The organism is Shinella sp. HZN7 (assembly GCF_001652565.1).
Lineage (GTDB): Bacteria > Pseudomonadota > Alphaproteobacteria > Rhizobiales > Rhizobiaceae > Shinella > Shinella granuli.
Map to the genome: position 1 here is coordinate 3,402,051 of NZ_CP015736.1, position 22,333 is coordinate 3,424,383.

At 64.6% G+C, this 22,333-nt stretch carries 20 protein-coding genes; 9 read left to right on the forward strand and 11 right to left on the reverse strand.

The window, feature by feature from the left end; all coding sequences use genetic code 11:
- Nucleotides 1-30: 30 nt before the first annotated feature.
- The 4 genes from shn_RS16405 to shn_RS16420 form a co-directional block, all read right to left on the reverse strand.
- Nucleotides 31-978: a D-ribose ABC transporter substrate-binding protein gene (locus shn_RS16405; RefSeq protein WP_064331362.1), complete on the reverse strand. Its 948-nt coding sequence runs from the start codon at nt 976-978 to the stop codon at nt 31-33.
- Between the two features lie 116 nt (nt 979-1,094).
- A complete protein-coding gene (locus tag shn_RS16410) occupies nt 1,095-2,135 on the reverse strand; it encodes an ABC transporter permease (RefSeq protein ID WP_064331363.1) in 1,041 nt (346 codons plus the stop codon).
- Nucleotides 2,136-2,148: 13 nt separating this feature from the next.
- The gene (locus tag shn_RS16415; RefSeq protein ID WP_064331364.1) at nt 2,149-3,690 is read right to left on the reverse strand and encodes a sugar ABC transporter ATP-binding protein; all 1,542 of its coding nucleotides are present in this window, start codon (nt 3,688-3,690) and stop codon (nt 2,149-2,151) included.
- Entirely contained in the window at nt 3,687-4,337 is a 651-nt protein-coding gene (locus shn_RS16420) for a DUF2291 family protein (RefSeq protein ID WP_064331365.1), read from the reverse strand. The genes shn_RS16415 and shn_RS16420 overlap by 4 nt, the downstream gene beginning before the upstream one ends.
- A 769-nt stretch (nt 4,338-5,106) precedes the next feature.
- On the opposite strand from shn_RS16420, the gene shn_RS16425 reads away from it, so the two are divergent.
- The 7 genes from shn_RS16425 (at nt 5,107) to shn_RS16455 (ending at nt 12,265) form a co-directional block, all read left to right on the forward strand.
- A complete protein-coding gene (locus shn_RS16425; protein WP_064331366.1) occupies nt 5,107-6,657 on the forward strand; it encodes an FGGY-family carbohydrate kinase in 1,551 nt (516 codons plus the stop codon).
- Nucleotides 6,658-6,703: 46 nt separating this feature from the next.
- Nucleotides 6,704-8,215, forward strand: coding sequence for a glycerol-3-phosphate dehydrogenase (locus shn_RS16430; RefSeq protein WP_064331367.1), 1,512 nt, complete (start codon nt 6,704-6,706; stop codon nt 8,213-8,215).
- Nucleotides 8,216-8,223: 8 nt separating this feature from the next.
- A complete protein-coding gene (locus tag shn_RS16435; protein WP_064331368.1) occupies nt 8,224-9,159 on the forward strand; it encodes a sugar phosphate isomerase/epimerase in 936 nt (311 codons plus the stop codon).
- Nucleotides 9,160-9,232: 73 nt separating this feature from the next.
- The gene (locus tag shn_RS16440) at nt 9,233-10,177 is read left to right on the forward strand and encodes a sugar-binding transcriptional regulator (protein ID WP_064331369.1); all 945 of its coding nucleotides are present in this window, start codon (nt 9,233-9,235) and stop codon (nt 10,175-10,177) included.
- 83 nt (nt 10,178-10,260) lie between these two features.
- The gene (locus tag shn_RS16445) at nt 10,261-11,031 is read left to right on the forward strand and encodes a DeoR/GlpR family DNA-binding transcription regulator (protein WP_064331370.1); all 771 of its coding nucleotides are present in this window, start codon (nt 10,261-10,263) and stop codon (nt 11,029-11,031) included.
- Nucleotides 11,028-11,792: a triose-phosphate isomerase gene (locus tag shn_RS16450; protein ID WP_064331371.1), complete on the forward strand. Its 765-nt coding sequence runs from the start codon at nt 11,028-11,030 to the stop codon at nt 11,790-11,792. Before shn_RS16445 ends, shn_RS16450 begins: the two co-directional genes overlap by 4 nt.
- 14 nt (nt 11,793-11,806) lie before the next feature.
- The gene (locus shn_RS16455; protein ID WP_064331372.1) at nt 11,807-12,265 is read left to right on the forward strand and encodes an RpiB/LacA/LacB family sugar-phosphate isomerase; all 459 of its coding nucleotides are present in this window, start codon (nt 11,807-11,809) and stop codon (nt 12,263-12,265) included.
- A gap of 59 nt (nt 12,266-12,324) precedes the next feature.
- Here shn_RS16455 and shn_RS16460 read toward each other — a convergent pair whose 3' ends face one another.
- The 6 genes from shn_RS16460 to shn_RS16485 all read right to left on the reverse strand — a co-directional run bounded on the left by shn_RS16460 (nt 12,325) and on the right by shn_RS16485 (nt 17,676).
- Entirely contained in the window at nt 12,325-13,038 is a 714-nt protein-coding gene (locus shn_RS16460; protein ID WP_064331373.1) for an aspartate/glutamate racemase family protein, read from the reverse strand.
- Between the two features lies 1 nt (nt 13,039).
- The gene (locus shn_RS16465) at nt 13,040-13,762 is read right to left on the reverse strand and encodes an ABC transporter ATP-binding protein (protein WP_064331374.1); all 723 of its coding nucleotides are present in this window, start codon (nt 13,760-13,762) and stop codon (nt 13,040-13,042) included.
- A 3-nt stretch (nt 13,763-13,765) separates the two neighbouring features.
- Nucleotides 13,766-14,548, reverse strand: coding sequence for an ABC transporter ATP-binding protein (locus shn_RS16470; protein WP_064331375.1), 783 nt, complete (start codon nt 14,546-14,548; stop codon nt 13,766-13,768).
- The gene (locus shn_RS16475; protein ID WP_064331376.1) at nt 14,545-15,516 is read right to left on the reverse strand and encodes a branched-chain amino acid ABC transporter permease; all 972 of its coding nucleotides are present in this window, start codon (nt 15,514-15,516) and stop codon (nt 14,545-14,547) included. Before shn_RS16475 ends, shn_RS16470 begins: the two co-directional genes overlap by 4 nt.
- 4 nt (nt 15,517-15,520) lie before the next feature.
- On the reverse strand, nt 15,521-16,390 hold the full coding sequence (locus shn_RS16480; RefSeq protein ID WP_064331377.1) for a branched-chain amino acid ABC transporter permease: 870 nt from the start codon (nt 16,388-16,390) through the stop codon (nt 15,521-15,523).
- 98 nt (nt 16,391-16,488) lie between these two features.
- A complete protein-coding gene (locus shn_RS16485) occupies nt 16,489-17,676 on the reverse strand; it encodes an ABC transporter substrate-binding protein (RefSeq protein ID WP_064331378.1) in 1,188 nt (395 codons plus the stop codon).
- 140 nt (nt 17,677-17,816) lie between these two features.
- Here shn_RS16485 and shn_RS16490 point away from each other — a divergent pair, with 140 nt between their 5' ends.
- A complete protein-coding gene (locus shn_RS16490) occupies nt 17,817-18,611 on the forward strand; it encodes a GntR family transcriptional regulator (RefSeq protein WP_084438068.1) in 795 nt (264 codons plus the stop codon).
- 32 nt (nt 18,612-18,643) lie between these two features.
- On the opposite strand, the gene shn_RS16495 is transcribed toward shn_RS16490, so the two are convergent.
- A complete protein-coding gene (locus tag shn_RS16495; RefSeq protein ID WP_064331380.1) occupies nt 18,644-19,078 on the reverse strand; it encodes an Lrp/AsnC family transcriptional regulator in 435 nt (144 codons plus the stop codon).
- A gap of 125 nt (nt 19,079-19,203) precedes the next feature.
- On the opposite strand from shn_RS16495, the gene shn_RS16500 reads away from it, so the two are divergent.
- The gene (locus tag shn_RS16500) at nt 19,204-22,254 is read left to right on the forward strand and encodes an aminotransferase class III-fold pyridoxal phosphate-dependent enzyme (RefSeq protein ID WP_064332653.1); all 3,051 of its coding nucleotides are present in this window, start codon (nt 19,204-19,206) and stop codon (nt 22,252-22,254) included.
- Nucleotides 22,255-22,333 lie beyond the last annotated feature (79 nt).

The following is a 22,333-nucleotide window of genomic DNA, read 5'->3' on the forward strand; positions in this document are numbered from 1 at the left end:
CGCCCCGAAAGAGGCGCTCCCCCTTCTCGATTATTCGCTCAGAACGAACGGAGCGGTGTACTTGTCGACATTGTCCTTGGTGATCAGCAGGCAATCGAAGAGCTGCTTTTCGGTGTCGACGCCGGTCGAACCGGTCTTGATCACGTTGTCGGCCTGCTTGACGGCGGCTTCCGAGAAGACGGCGACCGGCTGAAGGACGGTGTACTGCAGCTCGCCCGCCTTGATGGCGGCGACGGCATCCGGCGAACCGTCGAAGCCGCCGACCTTGACCTGTTCCAGCTTGCCGGCTTCCTTGAGGGCCGCGATGGCACCGAGCGCCATTTCGTCATTGCCGCTGATCACGCCGGTAATGTCCGGGTTCGCCTGAAGCAGGGACTGCATCTTGGCGTGGCCCTTGGTGCGATCCCAGTCGGCCACTTCACGGCCGACCTTCTCCAGGTCCGGGTACTGGGTCAGCACGGTTTCATAGCCGTTCGAACGCGTCGCGGCGTTGTTGTCCGAGGGAGCGCCGAAGAGCTCGACATACTTGCCCGTGTCGCCGACCGCTTCGACCCACTGCTGCGCGCCGAGAGCTGCGCCCTGGGCGTTGTTCGAAACGAGCTGTGCCTTGGCGAGACCTTCCTGGTTGATCTCGGCATTGACGAGAATGACCGGGATGCCGGCCGCAACGGCCTTCTTGACCGCGCCGACGGAGCCGTCAGCGTTCGCCGGGTCGAGGATGATGGCGACCGACTTGTTGGTGATGGCCGTGTCGATCAGGTTGCTTTCGGTGTTGGTGTCGCCCTTGTGCGCGCCGACATTGGCCGTATAGCCAAGGCTTTCCGCTGTCTTCTTGGCGACCTCGCCTTCCGTGAACCAGTAGGGGTTCGACGGATCGTTGACGATGACGGTGATCAGGCCTTCGGCCCAGGCCGTGCTGAACAGCAGCGGCAGCGCGGCGGTCGCAGCGAAAAGTACACGCATTCCTTTTTTAAACATGGTCTCACTCCCTTGTTGAGTCCGGTTGCGCCGATTTTCGGCAATACTTTCCACTGCCGGGGCTTCGATGGTCCGCCTCCCCCAGCCGCAGTCAGTTCCTCTCAGCCGCCGCTTGCCTAGCGGCGACCGTATTTGATGCTGTTCAACAGAACGGCGGTGACGATCACGGCGCCGGTGAAAACCGTCTGCCAGTAGGCCGAGACGCCGATGATCACGAGACCGTCGGACAGGAAGCCGATGACGAAAGCGCCGAGCATGGTGCCGATGACCGTGCCGCGCCCGCCCGTCAGGGCTGCCCCGCCGATCACGACGGCGGCGATCGCCGTCAGTTCGTAGGTCGTGCCGGCCGTCGGGCCTGCGGAGGTGAGCTGCGAGGAGAGCACCAGGCCGGCGACGGCGGCGCAGATGCCCGACAGCACATAGACGGTGATCTTCACGCGCTTGACCGGCACGCCGGAGAGCTCCGCCGCACGCTCGTTGCCGCCCGAGGAATAGAGCCAGCGGCCGAAGGCCGTGCGGGCCAGCAGGATGTGGCAGGCGACGGCGAAGACGAGAAGGACGAGGACGCCGATCGGCACGCCGGCGAGACGGTTGAAGCCGAGCCAGTCGAAACCGGTATTGCCGAGCTCCGGGCGGCCGCCGAGATTGTTGTAGGTGAGGCCGTTGGTCATCAGAAGTGCGATGCCGCGGGCCACATAGAGCACGCCGAGCGTCGCGACGAAGGCGGGCACGCGCAGATAGGCGATCAGCACGCCGTTGACCGCGCCGACGATCCCGCCGAGCAGGCAGGTCAGAACCACCACGACCCAGACCGAAGGATAGAGGATGACGCCGAACTGCGGCAGCGTCACGCCCTGCATGAGAAAGCCCGCCACGACACCGGCAAGCCCGAGCGTCGAGCCGACCGAGAGGTCGATGCCGCCATTGAGGATGACGAGCAGCATGCCGATGGCGAGCAGGCCGAAGATCGCGACATGCGAGGCCATGATCAGGAAGTTGTTGACCGTGAAATAGTTCGGCGACATCAGGGAGAAGACGACGACGATGGCGATCAGCGCGAAGAAGGCGCGGCCCTCGAACAGGAGCTCGATGAAGCTCTTCTTGCGCTTGCTGCCGCTTGCCGCCGCCTTCGTCTGGATTGCAGGTGTGACTGACATTGCTTCAGCGCTCCTAATGGGCATGCACGGCTTCGCCCGAGGCGGCCATGATCTGTTCCTTGGTCGCGTCGGGACCGAATTCCGCGGAGATGCGGCCGCGCCGCATGACGATGATGCGATGGGCGATGCTGAGGCATTCGCCGACTTCCGACGTGGTGTAGATGACGGCGAGGCCCAGCTTCGCGCGCTCGGCGAGCAGCTTGAAGACCTCCGCCTTCGCGCCGATGTCGATGCCGCGGCTCGGTTCATCGAGCAGGATCACGTCCGGATTGGTCGCCAGCATCTTGCCGATGACGACCTTCTGCTGGTTGCCGCCGGAGAGCGAGCCGATCGCCGCATCGCCCCCATCCGTCTTGATATGCACCTTGCGGATCGCCTCGCCGACGAGGCCTGTCTCGCGCGAAGTCGAGGTGAAGAGGCCGCGCGTGAACGCGCCGAGGCTGGCAAGCGACAGGTTGCGCCCGACGGTCATGGTCTGCACCAGGCCGTCGCGCTGCCGGTCTTCCGGCACGAGCACGAGGCCGTCGCGAATGCAGGCCGCAATAGACTGGCCGGTGACGTCGCGGCCCTTCAGCACGACCTTGCCGGCCGAGGCCGTGAGGCGACCCGCGACCGTTTCAAGCAGCTCCGTGCGCCCCGCACCCATCAGACCGTAGATGCAAACGATTTCGCCCGCGCGCACCGAAAGCGACATGCCGTCGACGACGGAATAGCCCGCGCCGCCCGGATCGGGCACCGTCAGCCCCTCGATGGAGAGCGCGACATCGCCCTTGTCGTAGCCAACCGGCGGTGAGCCGAGGTCGAAATTGTCGCCGACCATGTGGCGCACGATCCATTCGAGATCGATGTCCTTGCGCTCGGCGTAAGCCGTCATCGCGCCATCGCGCAGCACCACCGCATGATTGGTGATCTGCAGGGCCTCTTCGAGATGGTGCGAGATGTAGACGATCGAGACACCGCGGTTCATCAGGTCGCGGATGACCTTGAACAGCACCTCGACTTCGGAGGCGGAAAGCGCCGAGGTCGGCTCGTCCATGATCAGGATGCGCGAATTGACCGATAGGGCGCGCGCGATCTCGACGATCTGCTGCTGGCCGAGGCGCAGGTCCTCGACCGGGGTGAGAGGATCGATGTCCTCCTCCAGTTCCTCCATCAGGAGCCGCGTCTGGCGCTCTTCCTCCGCGAAGTCGACGCCCGTCGCCGTCATGATCTCGCGGCCCATGAAGATGTTGTCGCGAACGTTCATGTTCGGCGCGAGGCTGAGCTCCTGATGGATGATGGAGATACCGCGGTCACGTGCTTGGGAGGATGACGCGAAAACGATAGGTTCCCCATCGAGAATGATTTCGCCCGACGTGGGCTGCACCACGCCGGAGAGGATTTTCATCAGCGTCGACTTGCCGGCGCCGTTCTCGCCGAACAGCGTCGTCACCTGGCCGCGATGAATGTCGAAGTTGACGCCCTTGAGCGCGTGCACATTGCCGTAGGATTTCGCCACGTTGCGCGCGGCGAGCACGACTTCCCCCTTGCCGCCGGTTTCCGCAAGCGTGCTCATTGGACGTCGAGCCTCACCGGGGTGACGATCCAGCTCTTCGGGTTGACCAGCTTGATGACGCCGATCACCGAAACAGTCTTGCCGTCGAGCGCTGCCGGATCGATACCGCCGAGCACGACCTTCTTGACCTCGTTGTTGATGGCCGAACCGGCGTCCTGATATTCGATCTGGTTCTTGAACTGGCCGAATTCGATCTGGCCGGTGGCGTCGCGCAGGTCCGTGCCGTTGAGCGCCGGGCCGGTCTGCACGCGCACGGTCAGCTCGGCCGGCAGCCCTTCGACGGCGACGACGTTGTAGTTCGCCTTGCGCTCGCCGACGACGCCCGTGAACTTGACCGGGATCACCGGGCCGGCCGAGGTGGCGATACCGTATTTCTCGCCGGCCGCCTTCTTGTCGGCGGCGATCGCCTGCGACAGCTCGACCGCATCGACGGCGCGCGTCTCGACGCTCTGCTTGATCAGCGGGAACTGCTCCGCGCCATAGGCTTCCGGCGAAAACTTCTGGACCTGGACGTCGGCCTCCGAGCCGATGCGCACGATCGTCGTGTCGAAGACCATGGCGCCGACGAGCACGACGGCGGCAGCGATGCCGATCCAGCGGTGGTTTTTCGCAGACTGGGGCGATTTTGCGAGCGTGGCGTCAGTCATGTCTGTTGGCCTTGCGGTTGAACGGGGGAAGCTTCGAGCGGACACGCCAATGCAGCGCCGACACCGGGGGCAAGCCCTGAGCATTGCGGCCGCGCGTCGATCTCTTTCGAACAGAACATGTCACGATGTCCTCCCCATGAACGGCGCCGGCCCGGTCTCCTCACCTGCCTTGCGCTGCAGCGCACACATTTTCGCACTTGCGATATATGCGTGTTATATGTCGCAATATATATGTTAAATTAACACAGGCTGTCAATCGGCCTTTTTTAACAAGATCGTGTATGCCGACGATACTGATCGACAAATCGGCAAGCGGAAAGAGGGTATCGGCACCCTCCATTCGCTCAAGCCATCATAGATCATCGATACCGCCCCCATCAGCCAAGATGCAGGTCAAAATACTGATATAATTTAAAAAATCAGAAAATTCACACATAAGCCGAAGACTGCGGCGGCCGCTTCCCGACAACAGGGGCACATAAAAACGCCCTGCCGCCCGATGAAAGGCGACCTCCTCCCGACTTCAGCATTGCCACCCATCATAGCTGAAAAAAAATTCGTCGTGCGAAAAATTTTACGAGACACATGATAACTTTGTGTTATGTTCCTGTGTGAAGTTCGGGAGGTTCGTGGTAGGTTCTGAGGCAGGTCGAAAAAATCGATCCGAGAATCCACGCACATTTCCGGGGAGACCGTCGGGAGGATCGAATGCTCTGTATCGGGTCGGGCGAAACGGTGCTGGCTGCCGCAGACGCTATGGGCGCTCATCATGGCTGAGACAGCGGATCTGATCATCGGCGTCGACGCCGGCACATCCGTCATGAAGGCCGTCGCCTTCACGCTTTCCGGCCGCCAGATCGCCAGCGCTTCCGTGCGCAACACCTATACGACCGCCGACGACGGCGCCGTCACCCAGTCGCTCGACCAGACCTGGCGCGACTGCACCCGCGCGCTGCGCGACCTCGCCGAAAAGGTCGAAAACCTCGCCGATCGCACCGCCGCCATCGCCGTCACCGGCCAGGGCGACGGCACCTGGCTCGTCGGCGCGGGCAACCGTCCTGCCGGCGACGCCTGGCTGTGGCTCGACGCCCGCGCCGCGCCGACCGTCGAGCGCCTCGCCGCCTCCGACGCCGACCGGGCGCGTTTCGCAGCCACGGGCACCGGTCTCAACACCTGCCAGCAGGGCGCGCAGCTCGCCCATATGGACCGCTATTTCCCGGACCTGCTCGCGAACGCCGAGACGGCGATGCACTGCAAGGACTGGCTCTACCTGAACCTGACGGGCGTGCGCGCCACCGACCCGTCGGAAGTGAGCTTCACCTTCGGCAATTTCCGCACGCGCGCCTATGACGGCGACGTGCTCGCCGCCCTCGGCCTCACCCATCGCCGCAATCTGCTGCCCGAGGTGATCGAGGGCACGGAAACCGTTCACCCGCTGACGGCGGACGCCGCTGCCGCATCCGGCTTGAAACCCGGCACGCCGGTCTGCCTCGGCTATGTCGACATGTGCATGACGGCGCTTGGCGCGGGCGTGCGCAGCGAAGGGCGCAACGCCGCCTGCTCGGCCATCGGCTCCACCGGCGTGCACCTACTCGCGAAATCCGTTTCCGACGTCGTGCTCAACGCCGAGCGTACCGGCTATGTCATCGCCCTGCCGATCCCCGGCGTCGTGACGCAAGTGCAGACCAACATGGGCGCAACGATCAACCTCGACTGGCTGCTTCAGCTCGGCGCGGATCTCCTCGGCGAATTCGGCATCACCGTCGGCCTCAACGACATGATCGGCCGCGTCGACCAATGGTTCGCGGCGAGCAGGCCCGGCAACATCCTCTATCACCCCTACATTTCCGAGGCCGGCGAGCGCGGCCCCTTCGTCAACGCCCGTGCCCGCGCCAATTTCACCGGCCTTTCGAGCCGCCACCGCTATCCGGACCTCGTGCGCGCCGTCGTCGAGGGGCTCGGCATGGCGACGCGCGATTGTTACGCCGCCATGGGCGCCCTCCCCTCGGAGCTGCGCGTCAGCGGCGGCGCGGCCCGCTCGGCCTCGCTGCGCGGCACGCTCGGCGCGGCGCTCGGCGTACCGGTTCGGGTCTCGACGCGCGAGGAGGCGGGCGCGGCCGGCGCCTCCATGATGGCTGCCGTCGCGATCGGCGCCTACCGCACGATGGACGATTGCATCGCCGACTGGGTGACGCCGGAGCTCGGCGCGGCCGAGCCGCCGAAGCTGGAGGAAACCGAACGCATGACGCGCCTCTTCACCGCCTATACGGACGTGCGCCGGGGCATCGCACCCGCCTGGGACATCCTGGCCGCGCGCTGAGGGAAACGATTGCGCCGCCTCACGGCTGGCGTCGAAGGAGATTGAGATGAACGAGCCCGAACCCATTGACCTCTTCGTGATCGGCGGCGGCATCAACGGCGCGGGCATCGCGCGCGATGCGGCGGGCCGCGGGCTGAAGGTCGTGCTCTGCGAAAAGGACGACCTCGCCGAAGGCACCTCCTCGCGCTCGGGCAAGCTGGTGCACGGCGGTCTGCGCTATCTCGAATATTACGAATTCCGCCTGGTGCGCGAGGCGCTGATCGAGCGTGAGGTGCTGCTCAACGCCGCCCCGCACATCATCTGGCCGATGCGCTTCGTGCTGCCGCACAGCCCGGAGGATCGCCCCGCCTGGCTCGTGCGCCTCGGCCTCTTCCTCTACGATCATCTCGGCGGCCGCAAGAAACTGCCCGGCACGCGCACGCTGGACCTGAAACGCGATCCCGAGGGCACGCCGATCCTCGACCAGTACACCCGCGGCTTCGAATATTCCGACTGCTGGGTGGACGACGCCCGCCTCGTGACGCTCAACGCGATCGGCGCTGCGGAAAAGGGCGCGCTGGTGCTGACCCGCTCGCCGGCCGTCTCCGCCCGCCGCGAATACGGTGCGTGGACCGTGACGACAAGGAGCAGCGTGACCGGCGAAAACCGCACCTTCCGCGCCAAATGCCTCGTCAACTGCGCCGGTCCCTGGGTCTCCGACGTCATCAACCGCGTCGCCGGCTCCAACTCGACGCGCAATGTGCGCCTCGTCAAGGGCAGCCATATCATCGTGCCGAAATTCTGGGCGGGTTCGAACGCCTATCTCGTGCAGAACCACGACAAGCGCGTCATCTTCATCAACCCCTATGAGGGCGACAAGGCCCTGATCGGCACCACCGACATCGCCTATGACGGCCGCGCCGAAGACGTTTCCGCCGACGAGGGCGAGATCGACTACCTGCTGACCGCCGTGAACCGCTATTTCAAGGAAAAGCTGCGCCGGCAGGATGTGCTGCACTCCTTCTCCGGCGTGCGCCCGCTCTTCGACGACGGCAAGGGCAACCCCTCCGCCGTCACGCGCGATTATGTCTTCGATCTCGACGAGACCGGCGGCGCGCCGCTGCTCAATGTCTTCGGCGGCAAGATCACCACCTTCCGCGAGCTCGCCGAACGCGGCATGCAGCGCCTCAAGCACATCTTCCCGAACATGGGCGGCGACTGGACGGAAAAGGCACCGCTGCCCGGCGGCGACATGCCGAACGCCGACTACGAAACCTTCGCAAACAGCCTGCGCGACGCCTATCCGTGGATGCCGCGCAAGCTGGTGCATCACTATGGCCGCCTCTACGGTACGCGCACGAAAAATGTCGTCGCGGGCGCGAGCAATCTGGAAAGCCTCGGACGGCATTTCGGCGGGCAGTTCTATGAGGCGGAGGCCCGCTATCTCGTCGCCAGCGAATGGGCCGAGACGCCGGAAGACATCCTCTACCGTCGCACCAAACACTACCTGCACCTGACCGAAGCCGAGCGCGCGGCCTTCGCCGACTGGTTCCATTCCGCGCGCCTTGCCGCCGCCTGAGGATACCCATGCCGCTGACGCTGTCGCTCAACACCAATCCGCTGGTCAACCGCTTCGCCGATCCCGACGACCTGATCGAGACCGTCGCGCGCGACCTTCGTCTGCGTGACCTCCAGCTTACGCACGAATTCATCAATCCGAGCTGGGGCGCCGCGACGATCCGCCGGCTGACGCGGCAGATGGACAGGGCGCTCCAGCGCACCGGCGTGCGCGTGACTTCGGGCATGACCGGTCCCTATGGCCGCCTCAATCATTTCGGCCATCCGGATGCGGATGTGCGCCGCTACTATGTCGACTGGTTCAAGACCTTCGCCGACATCATCGGCGATCTCGGCGGCACCTCCGTCGGCACCCAGTTCGCCATCTTCACCTACAAGGATTATGACGATCCCGCCCGCCGCGAAGAGCTGATCCGGATCGCCATCGACTGTTGGGCCGAGGTCGCCGCGCACGCCCGGGATGCGGGCCTTTCCTATGTCTTCTGGGAACCGATGAGCATCGGCCGCGAATTCGGCGAGACGATCGAGGCATGCCTGTCGCTACAGGACCGGCTCACCGCGGTAAACATGGCCGTCCCCATGTGGATGATGGCCGATATCGACCACGGCGACGTGACCTCCGAAAACCCCGACGATTTCGACCCCTACGCCTGGGCGCGTGCCGTGCCGAAGGTCGCGCCGATCATCCACATCAAGCAGAGCCTGATGGACAAGGGTGGCCACCGCCCCTTCACCGCCGCGTTCAACGCAAAGGGACGCATCCAGCCGGAGCCGCTGCTGAAAGCCTTCGCCGAGGGTGGCGCTGCCGACAACGAGATCTGCCTCGAACTCTCCTTCAAGGAGCGCGAGCCGAACGACCGCGAGGTCATTCCGCAGATTGCCGAAAGCATCGCCTTCTGGGCGCCGTTCATAGACACCGGTGCGTCGGACCTGAAGCTGGGCTGACCGTCGCATTGCCGCTTGCTAAGACTGGGGCTGAAGACCGCTTCCGGTTGCAAGGCAGGACAGGACATCGCTGATGACCGACAATGAAGACTCCCTCGCCGTCCGCGCCGCCTGGCTGCATTATGTCGGCGGGTTCACCCAGTCCGCCGTGGCAAAGCGGCTCGGCGTTCCCTCGGTAAAGGCACACCGGCTGATCGCACGCGCGGTCGCCGAGGGCGTGGTGAAGGTCAGCATCGACGGCGAGATCGCCGAATGCGTGCAGCTCGAGGTCGACCTTTCCACCCGCTACGGGCTCGACTATTGCGAGGTCGCGCCCGATGTCGACGACGATCCGCTGGCGCTGACGACGCTCGGCCATATCGGCGCGGATTTCCTTCGGCGTGAAATCGAACGCGGCGAAGCCGCGGTCATCGGCTTCGGTCATGGCCGCACGCTTTCCGCGGCTGTCCATCACCTGCCGCGCATCAGCGCCAGCGGCACGCGCTTCGTCTCGCTGCTCGGCGGCCTCACCCGCAACTACGCGGCCAACCCCTACGATGTCATGCATCGCCTGGCGGCCAAGACCGGTACGCAGGCCTATGTGATGCCCGTGCCCTTCTTCGCCAACACCGAAGAGGACCGCGAGGTGCTTCTCTCGCAGCGCGGCGTCAGCGAAGTGTTCAATCTCGCCCGAAGCGCCGACCTCAAGATCGTCGGCATTGGCACCGTCGACAACCAGGCCCACCTCGTCACCTCGGGCATGTTGCAGCCCGACGAACTGGAGGAGATTGCGACACTCGGCGGCGTCGGCGAGCTGCTGGGCCATTTCTTCGACAGCAAGGGTCGCATTCTCGAGACGTCGGTGACAGCGCGCACCCTCGCCGCCTCGTTTTCGGAGGATGGTGGAGACCGCATCGTCGCCATCGCCGGCGGCCCGGCGAAAACCGAAGCGATCCGTGCCGTGCTGCACAGCCACAAGCTCCATGGCCTGATCACGGATGAACGGACCGCGCGAGGGCTTCTGCAGAACTCAACATGATGAAGTCTCAAAATCACAGTTTTTATGTTACTTTTTATCGCAAATGATGTTATAAAGCTCGCCGCAACGAGGCGGAGGATGTGGTGAAACGGGAAGAGCGCAGGCAGAAGATCATCAATCTTCTCGTCGAAAGCCGGGCCGTCGAACTCGACGACATCGCGGCGCGCTTCGGCGTCTCGAAGATGACCATCCACCGCGACCTCGACGACCTCGAACGGGCTGGCGTGCTCAGAAAAGTGCGCGGCGGCGCGACGATCGATGCCGGGACGCAGTTCGAGAGCGATTTCCGGTTTCGCGAACTGCAGGAGGCCGACGTCAAGCGGGCGCTGGCCGAGGCCGCCGCGGACCTGGTCGAACCGGGCATGACGGTGATGATCAACGACGGCTCGATGGCCTCGGTGCTCGGCGACGTGCTCTGCGGCAAGAAGCCGATCACCATCATCACCAACAACGCGGCGATCATGGAGCGCGCGAAGGGTATTTCCGGCGTGACGCTGATCGGCCTCGGCGGCGTCTACTCGGCAAAGTTCAACGCCTATTTCGGCATCGTGACGGAAGAGGCGCTGTCGCGGCTGCGCGCCGACATCGCCTTCGTCTCGGCCCCGGCCGCTTCGGGGCGCCTCTCCTATCACATGGACGAGGCCGTGGTGCGCACCAAGCGGGCGATGATGGCAGCAAGCCGCCAGAAATGCCTGATGATCAACAGCCGCCGCTTCGGCCACACGGCGCTGCACGTGCTGGCCGACCTTGCCGAATTCGACACGGTCATTTCAGACAAACCCCTGCCGCACGACACCGCCGCGGAACTTGGCGGCCGGACGACGGTCAGGATCGCAAAGGAGACGACATCATGAGCCGCACATTCTGGGTCGGCACGAGCTGGAAGATGAACAAGACGCTGGCAGAGGCGAAGCTTTTCGCCGAGGGCCTGAAGGCCGCCGACGGTGGCCGCGATGCCCGCATCCAGCGTTTCGTCATCCCGCCCTTCACCGCCGTGCGCGAGGTGAAGGCGCTGCTCGCCGAGACCTCCGTCAAGGTCGGTGCGCAGAACATGCACTGGGCAAACGAAGGCGCGTGGACCGGCGAAATCTCGCCCGTCATGCTGAAGGACTGCAACCTCGACATTGTCGAACTCGGCCACTCCGAGCGCCGCGAGCATTTCGGCGAGACGGACGAGACGGTCGGCCTCAAGACGGAAGCCGCCGTGCGCCACGGCCTCGTGCCGCTGATCTGTATCGGCGAGACGCTCGCCGACCGGGAAGGCGGCCATGCGACCGAGGTGCTGGCGCAGCAGGTGCGCGGTGCGCTCTCGCGGCTCGACGCCGCCCAGAAGCAGGCCGAAATCCTGCTCGCCTACGAACCCGTCTGGGCGATCGGCGAAAAGGGCATTCCGGCGACCGCGGATTACGCCAATGCACGTCATGCGGAAATCGCCGAAGTCGCGGAAAAGCTCCTCGGCCGCCGCATCCCCTGCCTCTATGGCGGCTCGGTCAACCCGCAGAATTGCGAGGAACTGATCGCCTGCCCTGACATCGACGGGCTCTTCATCGGCCGCTCAGCCTGGAAGGTTGAAGGCTATCTCGACATCCTGGCGCGCTGCGCCGCCACGATCTGAAAAGGAGATTTCCCATGAAACTCGCAATTGCCGGTGACAGTGCGGGCGAAGGCCTCGCAAGGGTTCTCGCCGATCACCTGAAGGACCGCCACGAGGTGCACGAAGTCTCGCGCACCGATGTCGGCCCGGACGCCTTCTACGCCAACCTCTCCGATCGCGTCGCCTCCGCCGTCATCGCCGGCGAATACGACCGCGCCATCCTCGTCTGCGGCACCGGCATCGGCGTCTGCATCTCGGCCAACAAGGTGCCCGGCATCCGCGCCGCGCTGACGCACGACACCTATTCGGCCGAGCGCGCCGCGCTCTCCAACAACGCCCAGATCATCACCATGGGCGCGCGCGTCATCGGCTCGGAACTGGCGAAAGCCATCGCCGATGCCTTCCTCGCCCAGACGTTCGACGAGAACGGCCGCTCGGCCGGCAATGTCCAGGCGATCAACGAGGTCGACGCCAAGTACAACGCGGGCACGTAAGCCCGTTCAGAAAAGCGGAATGCGGCGCGGCCGCGTTCCGCTGTTTTTGTAAGTCAAATCTAACCGAGAACGGCTTCAAGCTTGTTCGCCGGCGGCGGCGCATAACCGCCGAGGCGGGACGTGCGCATATTGAGGCCGGCCATGGCCTCGGCGAGCTTGACGGCGCAGGTGACGCCGTCGAGCACCGGCAGGCCGTGTTCCCCCGCAAGATCGTTCGCCAGGCTCGCCATGCCGGCACAGCCGAGCACGATCGCCTCCGCACGATCCTCGCTGACAGCGAGGCCGATTTCGGCGCTGATCTTCTGTCGTGCGTTGGAGCCAGGCTGCTCCAGTTCCAGCACCGCCACCTCCGATGAGCGCACACGGGCACAGCGGGCCGAGAGGCCGTAGCGCGAGAGATTGTGCTCCAGCGCCGGCACCGAGCGGGCGAGCGTCGTGACCACCGAGAACTTGTTCGAGATCATCGAGGCGAAGTGATAGGCCGCCTCGCCGATGCCGATGACAGGCTTGTCCGTGAGGCAGCGCGCCGCGTCCAACCCGGTATCGTCGAAACAGGCGATGACGACGGCATCGCAATCCGGGTTGTCCTTGATGACGCCGAGCAGGCCGGCAAGGCTCATCGCCTCGTCGAAATAGCCTTCGATCGAGACCGGACCCTTCGCCGGATTGACGGCGACGATCTCGGTTCCGGCAGAGGCGGCGCTGCGCGCCGCCTTGCCGATATGCTCCGTCATCGATGCGGTCGTATTGGGGTTGATGACGAGGATTTTCATGTCAGAGTTCGCCTCCGAGGTAGGCAGCCTTGATGCGGTCGTCGTTCATCAGGTCCCTGGAATTGCCTGACAGCGCGATCGACCCGGTGGAAAGCGCATAGGCGCGGTTGGAGATGGACAGCGCCATGCGGCTGTTCTGCTCGACGAGGAGGATGGAGACCTTCTCGTCGCGGCTGATGGCGACGATGGCGCGGGCGATGTCCTGCACCAGCTTCGGCGCGATGCCGAGCGACGGCTCGTCCAGCAGCAGGAGTTTCGGGCGGGCCATCAGCGCGCGGCCGATCACCATCATCTGCTGCTCGCCGCCCGACATGGTGTTCGCCTGCTGATGGTAGCGTTCGCGCAGGCGCGGGAAGCGCGTCAGCACGTTCTCCAGCGTCTGTTCGATCTCCGCCTTGTCGGTGCGGGTGAAAGCCCCCATCAGGAGGTTGTCCTTCACCGACATCAGCGGGAAGGCCCGGCGGCCCTCGGGCACCATGGAGATGCCCTTGCGCACCACATCGGACGCGGAGGTGCCGTCGAGGCGCTGGCCCTGGTAGAAGATCTGGCCGGATTTCACTGGCCGGAGCCCCGTGATCGCCCGAAGGATCGAGGATTTGCCCGCCCCGTTCGCGCCGATCAGCGCGACGGTTTCGCCCTCGTCCACATCGATGGAAACGCCCTTCAGCGCATAGATGTGGTCGTAGTAGAGTTCGATATTCTCAACGCTCAATATCTTCGTCATGGCTTACATCCCGATCGCCGCATCTTCGGAGCCGAGATAGGCTTCGATCACCTTCTCGTTCTCGCGGATTTCCTGGGGGGTGCCCTCGGCCAGCTTCTGGCCGAAGTTGATGCACACGATGCGGTCGCTGATCTTCATGACAGCGGGCATGTCGTGCTCGACGAGGAGCACGGTGACGCCGCGTTCGTCGCGCAGGCGCCGCACGAGGCCGACCATCTTCATCGTCTCGTCATGGTTCATGCCGGCGAAGGGCTCGTCGAGCAGGATGACCTTCGGATCGGTGGCAAGGCCGATGGCCATGCCGAGCGCGCGCAGATGCCCCTGCGGCAGGTTGGAGGCAAGCTCGTTGCGGATGGCCTGGAGGCCGAGGAAGTCGACGATATCGTCCGCCGAGGCCGCAAACGCCGCCTCGTCCTCCTTCGCCTGTTTCGTGCCGAGGAAGAAGCCGAAGAGGCTCGCCTTCGAGCGCAGGTGATGGGAGACGATGATGTTCTCGCGCACCGTCATGGAGCGGAAGATCGTCGTTTCCTGGAAAGTGCGCACGACGCCCATGCGGGCCACCTTGTGCGGGGCGAGGCTGGAGATGCGCTCCCCGTTGAACAGCACCTCCCCGCTGGTCGCTGGCACGAAGGAGGAGATCAGCTTGAACAGCGTCGATTTTCCCGCGCCGTTCGGGCCGATCACCGAGAGGATCTCGCCCTTGTTGACGTCGAAGGAGACGTCGTTGACCGCCGTCAGGCCGCCATAGCGCTTGGTGATGTTCTTGATCTGCAGGATGGTACTCATGCGCGGCCCTCCTTCTTGTCGAGAAGGCTGAGAACCCCGTTCGGCAGGACGAGCATGAGCAGGATCATGACGCCGGAGTAGATGAGGAGCTGGTATTGCTTGGCGATCGACAGGAGGTCCCAGCCGAAATACAGCAGCAGCGTGCCGAGCATCGGGCCGAAGACATAGCCGAGGCCGCCGAGGAAACAGTAGAGCATGAAGTTCACGCTGTCGGCGACCACGAAGGAGGACGGATAGATCGACTGGGCGATGGAGGCGAACATGGCGCCCGCAATACCGCCGAAGAACGAGGAGATCGCATAGGCGAGCACCCTGAGATAGGCGGTGTTGACGCCGATCGAGGCCGAAAGTTCCTCGTTCTGCTGGAGGCTGCGGCACAGATGCCCGAGCCGCGAGTTCACGATGCGCCACAGCACCAGATAGGTGACGACCATCAGCACGACGGCCATCATGTAGAAGCCGATGCGCGGGTTGGAGAGCGAGCCGAAGGCCGGGATGATCGTCAGGCCGAAGAGGGAAAGCTCGCCCGGCAGCGGGATCGAGGTGATGCCCTTGGCGCCGTTGGTGACCGGCAGGGCGAGCGCGGAAAGGCGCGCGACCTCCGTCAGCACCAGCGTCACCATGGCGAAGTAGACGCCACGCAGGCGCAGGATCGGCAGGCCGATCACCACAGAGATGGCGGCGCAGAAGAGGCCGGCCAGCGGCAGCGTCAGCCAGAAGGGAACGCCGGCTTGCGTCACCAGGATGGCCGACACGTAGCCGCCGACCAGCGCATAGGCGCCCTGGCCGATATTGATGCGGCCGATATAGAAGGTGAGCCAGACGCCGGCCGCTCCAACGGAGAGCAAAGCGACCGAGGTCAGCGTGTAGAAGAAGTCGACGCGACCGGTGGCGCCGATGAACAGCGGCACGAGCACGAAGACGGCGAGAAGGAAGACGGCGAAGCCGAGCAGTTTTTTCGTGTTCATGATCTCAACCCCACGGCTTGCCCATCAGCCCCTGCGGGCGGACGGCCAGGAACACCATCAGCGAGGCGAAGATCACGAGATAGGTGATGTCGCCATAGGCCGAGAGCACGGTGAGACCGACGCTCTCCATCATGCCGAGGATGAAACCGCCGGCGATCGCCCCTGATATCACGCCCGCGCCGCCGATCATGATCATCAGGAAGGCCTTGATCGAGGTCGGCCCGCCCATGCCGAGATTGACGCCGGTGATGGTGACGAGCAGGCCGCCGACGAGGCCGGCCAGCATCGCGCCGAGCGCAAAGCCGATCATCGAATAGCGGGCGACGTTCACGCCCATCAACTGGGCAGCCATCTTGTCCTGTGCGAGCGCCCGCATGGCGCGCCCGGTCTTGGAGTAGTTCATGAAGGCGATGAAGACCACGATGAGCAGGATGGCGAGCACGCCGATCAGGATGCGGTCATAGGGCATGATGATGCGCATGTCCCAGTTGAAGACGCCGTTGACGATCTTCGGCACGCCGCGCTGCTTTTCCCCGAAGAACAAGAGGATGACGGCATCGAGGAAGAAGGCGACGCCCGCGGCGAGCAGCATGGTCGATTCATCGCGCTTGGAGCGGCGAACGACCGGCGCGAAGAGGAATTTCTCGATCGCCGCGCCCATGACCGCAAGGACCACCGCCGACGCGAAGAGGCCGACGATGAAGGGCAGGCCGAGCTGGACGACGACGGTATAGGTGACGAAGCCGCCGAAGACGTACATCTGCCCGTGGGCGAAGTTCAAGACGTTCATCAGCGAGAAGATCAGCGTCAGCCCGAGGGCGATCAACGCATATTGCGCACCAAGGTAGAGACCGTTGGCGATTATCTGTTCCATCGTGAGCCTCCAATGGAAAGAAGGTTCAGGCAAGGGAGACCCGGCCGGACGACGTGGCACCGCCCGGATCCCCTGTTTGGAAAATGCCTAGGCTCCGATCAGTCGACCTGACCGACGAACAGCGTCTCGAACTTGCCGCCCTTGTACTCGTTCACGACGAGCGGGACCGAGACCTGGCGCTTCTGGCCGAAGGAGGTCGTGCCGACATATTTCAGCTTGGCGTCGCCCTTCATGAAGGGGTTGGCGGCCTCGAACGTGTCCATGGTCTTCTTGTACTCGTCGACATTGTCGATCGCCGCCGGGTTCGCCTTCAGCGTCTCGATGATGTATTCGAGCGCATAGACCTTGGTGTTGGACTCGTCGTTGTATTCACCGAACATCTTCGTGTAGCGCTCGACGAATTCGTTCATCGCATCGCTGGCAAGCTCCGGCGTCGATGCGCCACCGACCGAGATGAAGCCTTCTGCGAGTTCGCCGGCGCCTTCCTGCAGCACCGTCGCATCCTGCGCCGTCTCCGTGGAGATGAGGCCGGTATAGCCGAGTTCGCGCGCCGAGCGGATGAGCTGCGGCGCGTTGGCCGGCGAGACGCCCGAGAGGACGAGCAGATCGGGCGAAGCCTGGATGACCGGCAGCAGCACCGGCGTGAAATCGGTCGTATCCACCTGGTAGGTCACGTTTCCGGAAACCACTTCGAGGCCGAGCGCCTGCGCGGCGGCAATGCCGGATTCACGCTGGCTGAGCGGGTCGGATTCGTTGGCCGCGACGAAGGCAACCTTCTTCACGCCCTTGTTTTCCATGAGGTATTTGTAGATGGCCGGACCCGACTGGTAGTTCGCCACCATGCCGAGGATCGCATTGGAGGCCGGCGGCGTGTAGAGCTCCTTCGGGAAGGCATAGGGGAAATACATGATGCCGTTCTGCTCGGCGACCGGGCGGACCGCCGCCGCGCCGTCGTCGACATTCGGGCCGACGACGTAATGCACGCCGTCCTGCGCCATCTTCTCCATGCCGGCGATGGCGCGCTTGGGATCCTTCTGGTCGTCGAAGGGCACGATCTCGATATTGTAGGTCTTGTCGCCGATCGTCACGCCGCCGAGCTCATTCAGCCAGGCCGCGCGCGCCTCCATCGAGCGCTGGTTGGAAATGCCCCAGGCCGCCGCCGGGCCGGAAGTGACGCCGACGAAGCCGATCTTCAGCGTGGCGTTCTGCGCATGGGCCATCAGCGGCAACGACAGCATGGTCGCTGCGGCAAGAGCGGAAACTTTCAGGAATGTGCGCTTGTGCATGATTGTTCTTCCTCTGGGCCATTGATCTGTTTTTGATAGGCGCATGGGTCGCAAGGTGCGGCCCCAATCGGCCTTGGCCAGAGCATTGAGCGCATTGTTAACGATCTTGTCAAGTGGTTGTGAACAAGGCATGTTGCCCCATGTCGACGAAATCGGTGCTTGTTGGTCAACCAAATCAGCCTTATTTAGGGGCTGTGCAACAGACTGCGCATGTCAGGGTGAGTTCGGTGGTTGATGTAGGCAGGGAAAATCTGGTGGAAGCGGAGGAGATCGACGAGAGCGATATCGTCGATCGCATTTTCGAAGCGGTCATCGAACAGAGATTGCCGCCGGGCACAAAGCTGTCCGAATCGGCGCTATGCGAAGCCTTCGGCGTCGGGCGCATGCGCATTCGCCGCAGCCTGCTGCTGCTGGCGAGCCGCGAGGTCGTGGAACTGCATGCCAATCGCGGCGCCTTCGTCGCCTCGCCGACGCCCGAGCAGGCCCGCGAGGTCTTCGAAGCCCGCCTCGCGCTGGAGCCGAACATCACCCGCCTTGCCGTCCAGCGTGCGCGCGAAGAAGACATCGCGGCGCTGACCCGTCATCTGGAAATGGAATATGTGGCGCACAAGGAGCGCCATCGCCACGACGCGATCCGCCTGTCCGGCCAGTTCCACACCTTGCTGGCGCAGATCGCCGGCAATGCCATCCTCATCCGCACGATGAAGGAGCTGGTGACCCGCACCTCGCTGATCATCGGCCTTTTCGGCGCACCCGGCGTCAGCAACTGTCGTGATGATGACCATGCCGCCATCGTCGGCGCCTTTCACACGCGGGATGCGGAAAAGGCGGCCTGGATGATGACGCTGCATCTTCGCCACATCCAGGAGCATCTGGAAGCCGGCGCCAAGACCTCCGACAGCGTCGATCTCATGGCCCTGTTCGGCAAGGCGTGATCCGGAGCGATTCCGGCAGGAGGACGCCGCGATCAGCTCCGCTCGATATCCCGCCGGAGCACGATGGAGGTCGTCAGATCCTCGACATTGTCCATGGTCGAGACCTCGTTGCGCAATTCGTTGAGCGCATTGATCGAGCCGACCTCCACCTCCACCACGAGATCGAGCTGGCCGCTGACCGAGGAGACCTTGCGCACCGCGGAAAAGCCGGCGAGGCGATCGAGCACGCCGATCGAGGGCGTGCGCTTGAGGGTCACGAGCAGGAAGGCCTGGATCTGTCCGTCGTCGAGCTGGCCGATATCCGCCCGGTAGCCACGGATGATGCCGGCCTTTTCCAGCCGGCTGACACGCTCGGTGGTGGCGCTGCGTGAAAGGCCGATCCGTCCCGCCAGCGACTTCATGGGAATGCGCGCCTCACGGGAGAGAATGCTGAGGATCGTGCGATCGATGGCGTCCGTATCCTGCATGGCCCCTCCCGAAAACGCGCCGACAAAATGACGGTTATTATAAACAGAGTGCCGGCACAACCGGCATAATGCCGGATGCGCCGCCGCGCCGTCCATGTAACTCTTCGGCAGGAACGAGGATGACCATGAACGACATGCTGAAGACGACCCCGGATTTTTCCATCGACGCCGCCGCCGCGCTGCTTGCCGAGCACTACGGCCTTTCCGGCACGCTTTCGCCGCTGGCCAGCGAGCGCGACCAGAATTTCAAGGTGGAGACGGCGGAGGGAACCTTCATCCTGAAGATCGTCAACGCCGCGGAGCCGGAGGTCGAGAGCGACTTCCAGACGGCGCTGCTCGCCCATCTCTGCGCCCATGCCGGCGACCTGCCGGTGTCGCATATCCGCCCGGCGCTGTCCGGCGCGAGCCTTGCCTCCACCATCGGGCCGCATGGCGCGCGCCATCGCATCCGGCTGGTTAGCTGGGTCGAGGGCAGGCCGCTCGCCGAGACGGAACGCAGCGATGCCGCGCTCCACGGCCTCGGCCGCATGCTCGGCCGTTTCGATGCGGCGCTGAAGGGCTTCATGCATCCGGGTGCGCTACGTGATCTCGACTGGGACATCCGCCATGCCGGCCGCTCCGCCGGGCGCCTGCAGCATGTCGCCGCCGCCGAGGACCGGGCACTGCTCGAACGCTTCCTTACGCGTTTCGCCGCCATCGCCCCGCGCCTGGCGATGCTGCGCGCCGCGGTGATCCACAACGACGCCAACGACTGGAACGTGCTCGTCGACAATGGCGATGCCGACCGGATCTCCGGCCTGATCGATTTCGGCGATGCGCTGCACGCGCCCATCATCGCCGAAGTCGCCATCGCCGCCGCCTATGCCGGCCTCGACCATGCCGACCCGATCGGCGCGGCTGCCGCGATTGCCAGCGGTTTTCATGCCGAATATCCGCTGCAGGAAGAGGAGGTCGATCTCCTCTACGACCTCATCGCCATCCGCCTCGTCACGTCCGTGACGATCTCCGCCTCGCGCCGCAGCCATACGCAGGACAACCCGTATCTCGCCATCAGCGAGCGCCCGGCCTGGACGCTGCTGCGCAAGCTCGACCGCATGAACCCGCGTTTCGCCACCGCCATCCTGCGCAAGGCCTGCGGCTTCGAGGCCGCGCCGGGCGCCCGCACCGTCGCCGGCTGGATCGCGAGGAACCGCAAGGCGCTCGCCCCCCTGCTGGAGCGCCCGGCCGCGACCTATCCGGCAGCCCTTGTCCCCTACGGTGACCCGGCCCACCCGATGACCGTCACGTCCGCCGCCGAGCAACCGGACGCGGCGCAGGCGATCTGGGAGGCCCATTGCCGCGAGAACGGCATCGAACTCGGCATCGGTCCCTTCGGCGAGGAGCGCACCGTCTATGCCGGCGAGATGTTCGTCTCGCGCTTCATCGAGAAGACGCGCCGCACCCGCCATCTCGGCCTCGACCTCTTCATGGCCGCCGGCACGAAGGTCTTCACGCCGCTGCCGGCGACCGTCGTCAGCGTCGAGATCGAGAAGGACCCGCTCGGCTACGGCTGCCTGATCGCGCTGCGCCACGAGCCGGAAGGCTGCCCGCCCTTCGTCAGCCTCTGGGGCCATCTCGCCCATGAGGCGACGGACCGCCTGCAGGCCGGCGAACGGCTGGAAGCCGGCGCGCTCGTCGGCGAGATGGGCCTACCCACGGAAAACGGCGGCTGGGCGCCGCATCTCCATCTCCAGCTCTCCACCGACACCAATCTCTCCGCCACCGAGATCCTCGGCGTCGGGGAGGCCCGCTATCTCGACGTCTGGGCGGAGCTTTTCCCCGATGCCAGCACCTTTGCCGGCATCGCCGGGGAGTTCTACGAACGCCACGGCCGCTCGCACGAGGAGATCGTCAGGCTCAGGCGCGAGCTGCTCCTGCCGAACCTTTCCATCTCCTACGACAAGCCGATCAAGTTCGTGCGCGGCGAAGGCGTCTTCCTGATCGACGACAGCGGCCGGGCCTATCTCGACTGCTTCAACAATGTCTGCCACATCGGCCATGCCCATCCGGTCGTGGTGGAGGCGATGGCGAAGCAGGCGGAAACGCTCAACACCAACACCCGCTACCTGCACGACAACATCGTCGCCTATGCCGAGCGCCTGACGGCGACGCTGCCGAAGGAGCTGACGGTCGCCGGCTTCGTCAACAGCGGATCGGAGGCCAACAGCCTGGCGCTCAGGCTGATGCGGGCGCATACCGGCCGCGAGAACGCCATCACGCTCGACTGGTCCTATCACGGCACGACGCAGGAGCTGATCGACATCAGTCCCTACAAGTTCCGCCGCAAGGGCGGCAAGGGGCCGAAGCCCCATGTCCATGTCGCGGCCATTCCAGACAGCTACCGCGCACCCGACGACTGGCCGGTCGAGGAGCACGGCAAGCGCTTTGCCGAAAGCGTCGCGGAGCTGATCGCCGGCATGCAGGCCAGGGGCGAAGGCCCCGGCTTCTTCATCGCCGAATCCATTCCGAGCGTCGCCGGCCAGGTCTTCCTGCCGGAAGGCTATCTCAAGGAGGTCTACCGGCTGGTGCGCGCGGCGGGCGGCGTGTGCATCGCCGACGAGGTGCAGGTCGGCTTCGGCCGCGTCGGCAGCCATTGGTGGGCCTTCGAGACACAGGGCGTCGTGCCCGATATCGTCACCATGGGCAAGCCGATCGGCGACGGCCATCCCATGGCCGCGGTGGTGACGACCCGTGCAGTGACCGACAGCTTCAACAATGGCATGGAATATTTCAACACCTTCGGCGGAAACCCGGTTTCCTGCGCCGTCGGCCTTGCCGTGCTCGATGTCATCGAAGGCCAGGACCTGCGCGGCAATGCGCTGGCCATCGGCAACCACCTGATGGACGCCTTCCGCGCCATGCAGGCGCGATACGATGTGATCGGCGACGTGCGCGGCCTCGGCCTCTTCCTCGGCATCGAGCTCGTCACCGACCGCAGGACGAAGGCCCCCGCCACCGAGTTCGCCCGCGCCGTCTCCAACGGTGCCCGCCGCCGCGGCGTGCTGATGGGAACGGAAGGGCCGCATGACAACGTCCTGAAGATGCGCCCGCCGATGATCTTCTCGAAGCGGGACGCCGACCACCTGATCGCCGTGCTCGAGGAAACCTTCGCCGACGTCACCAAGACGCTCGGCTGAGGCGAACGCCACCACTACGCAACACCATGCCACCGGGAAGCGTCTTCTTCCCGGCCGGGATGACGCATGCCCAAAAGCA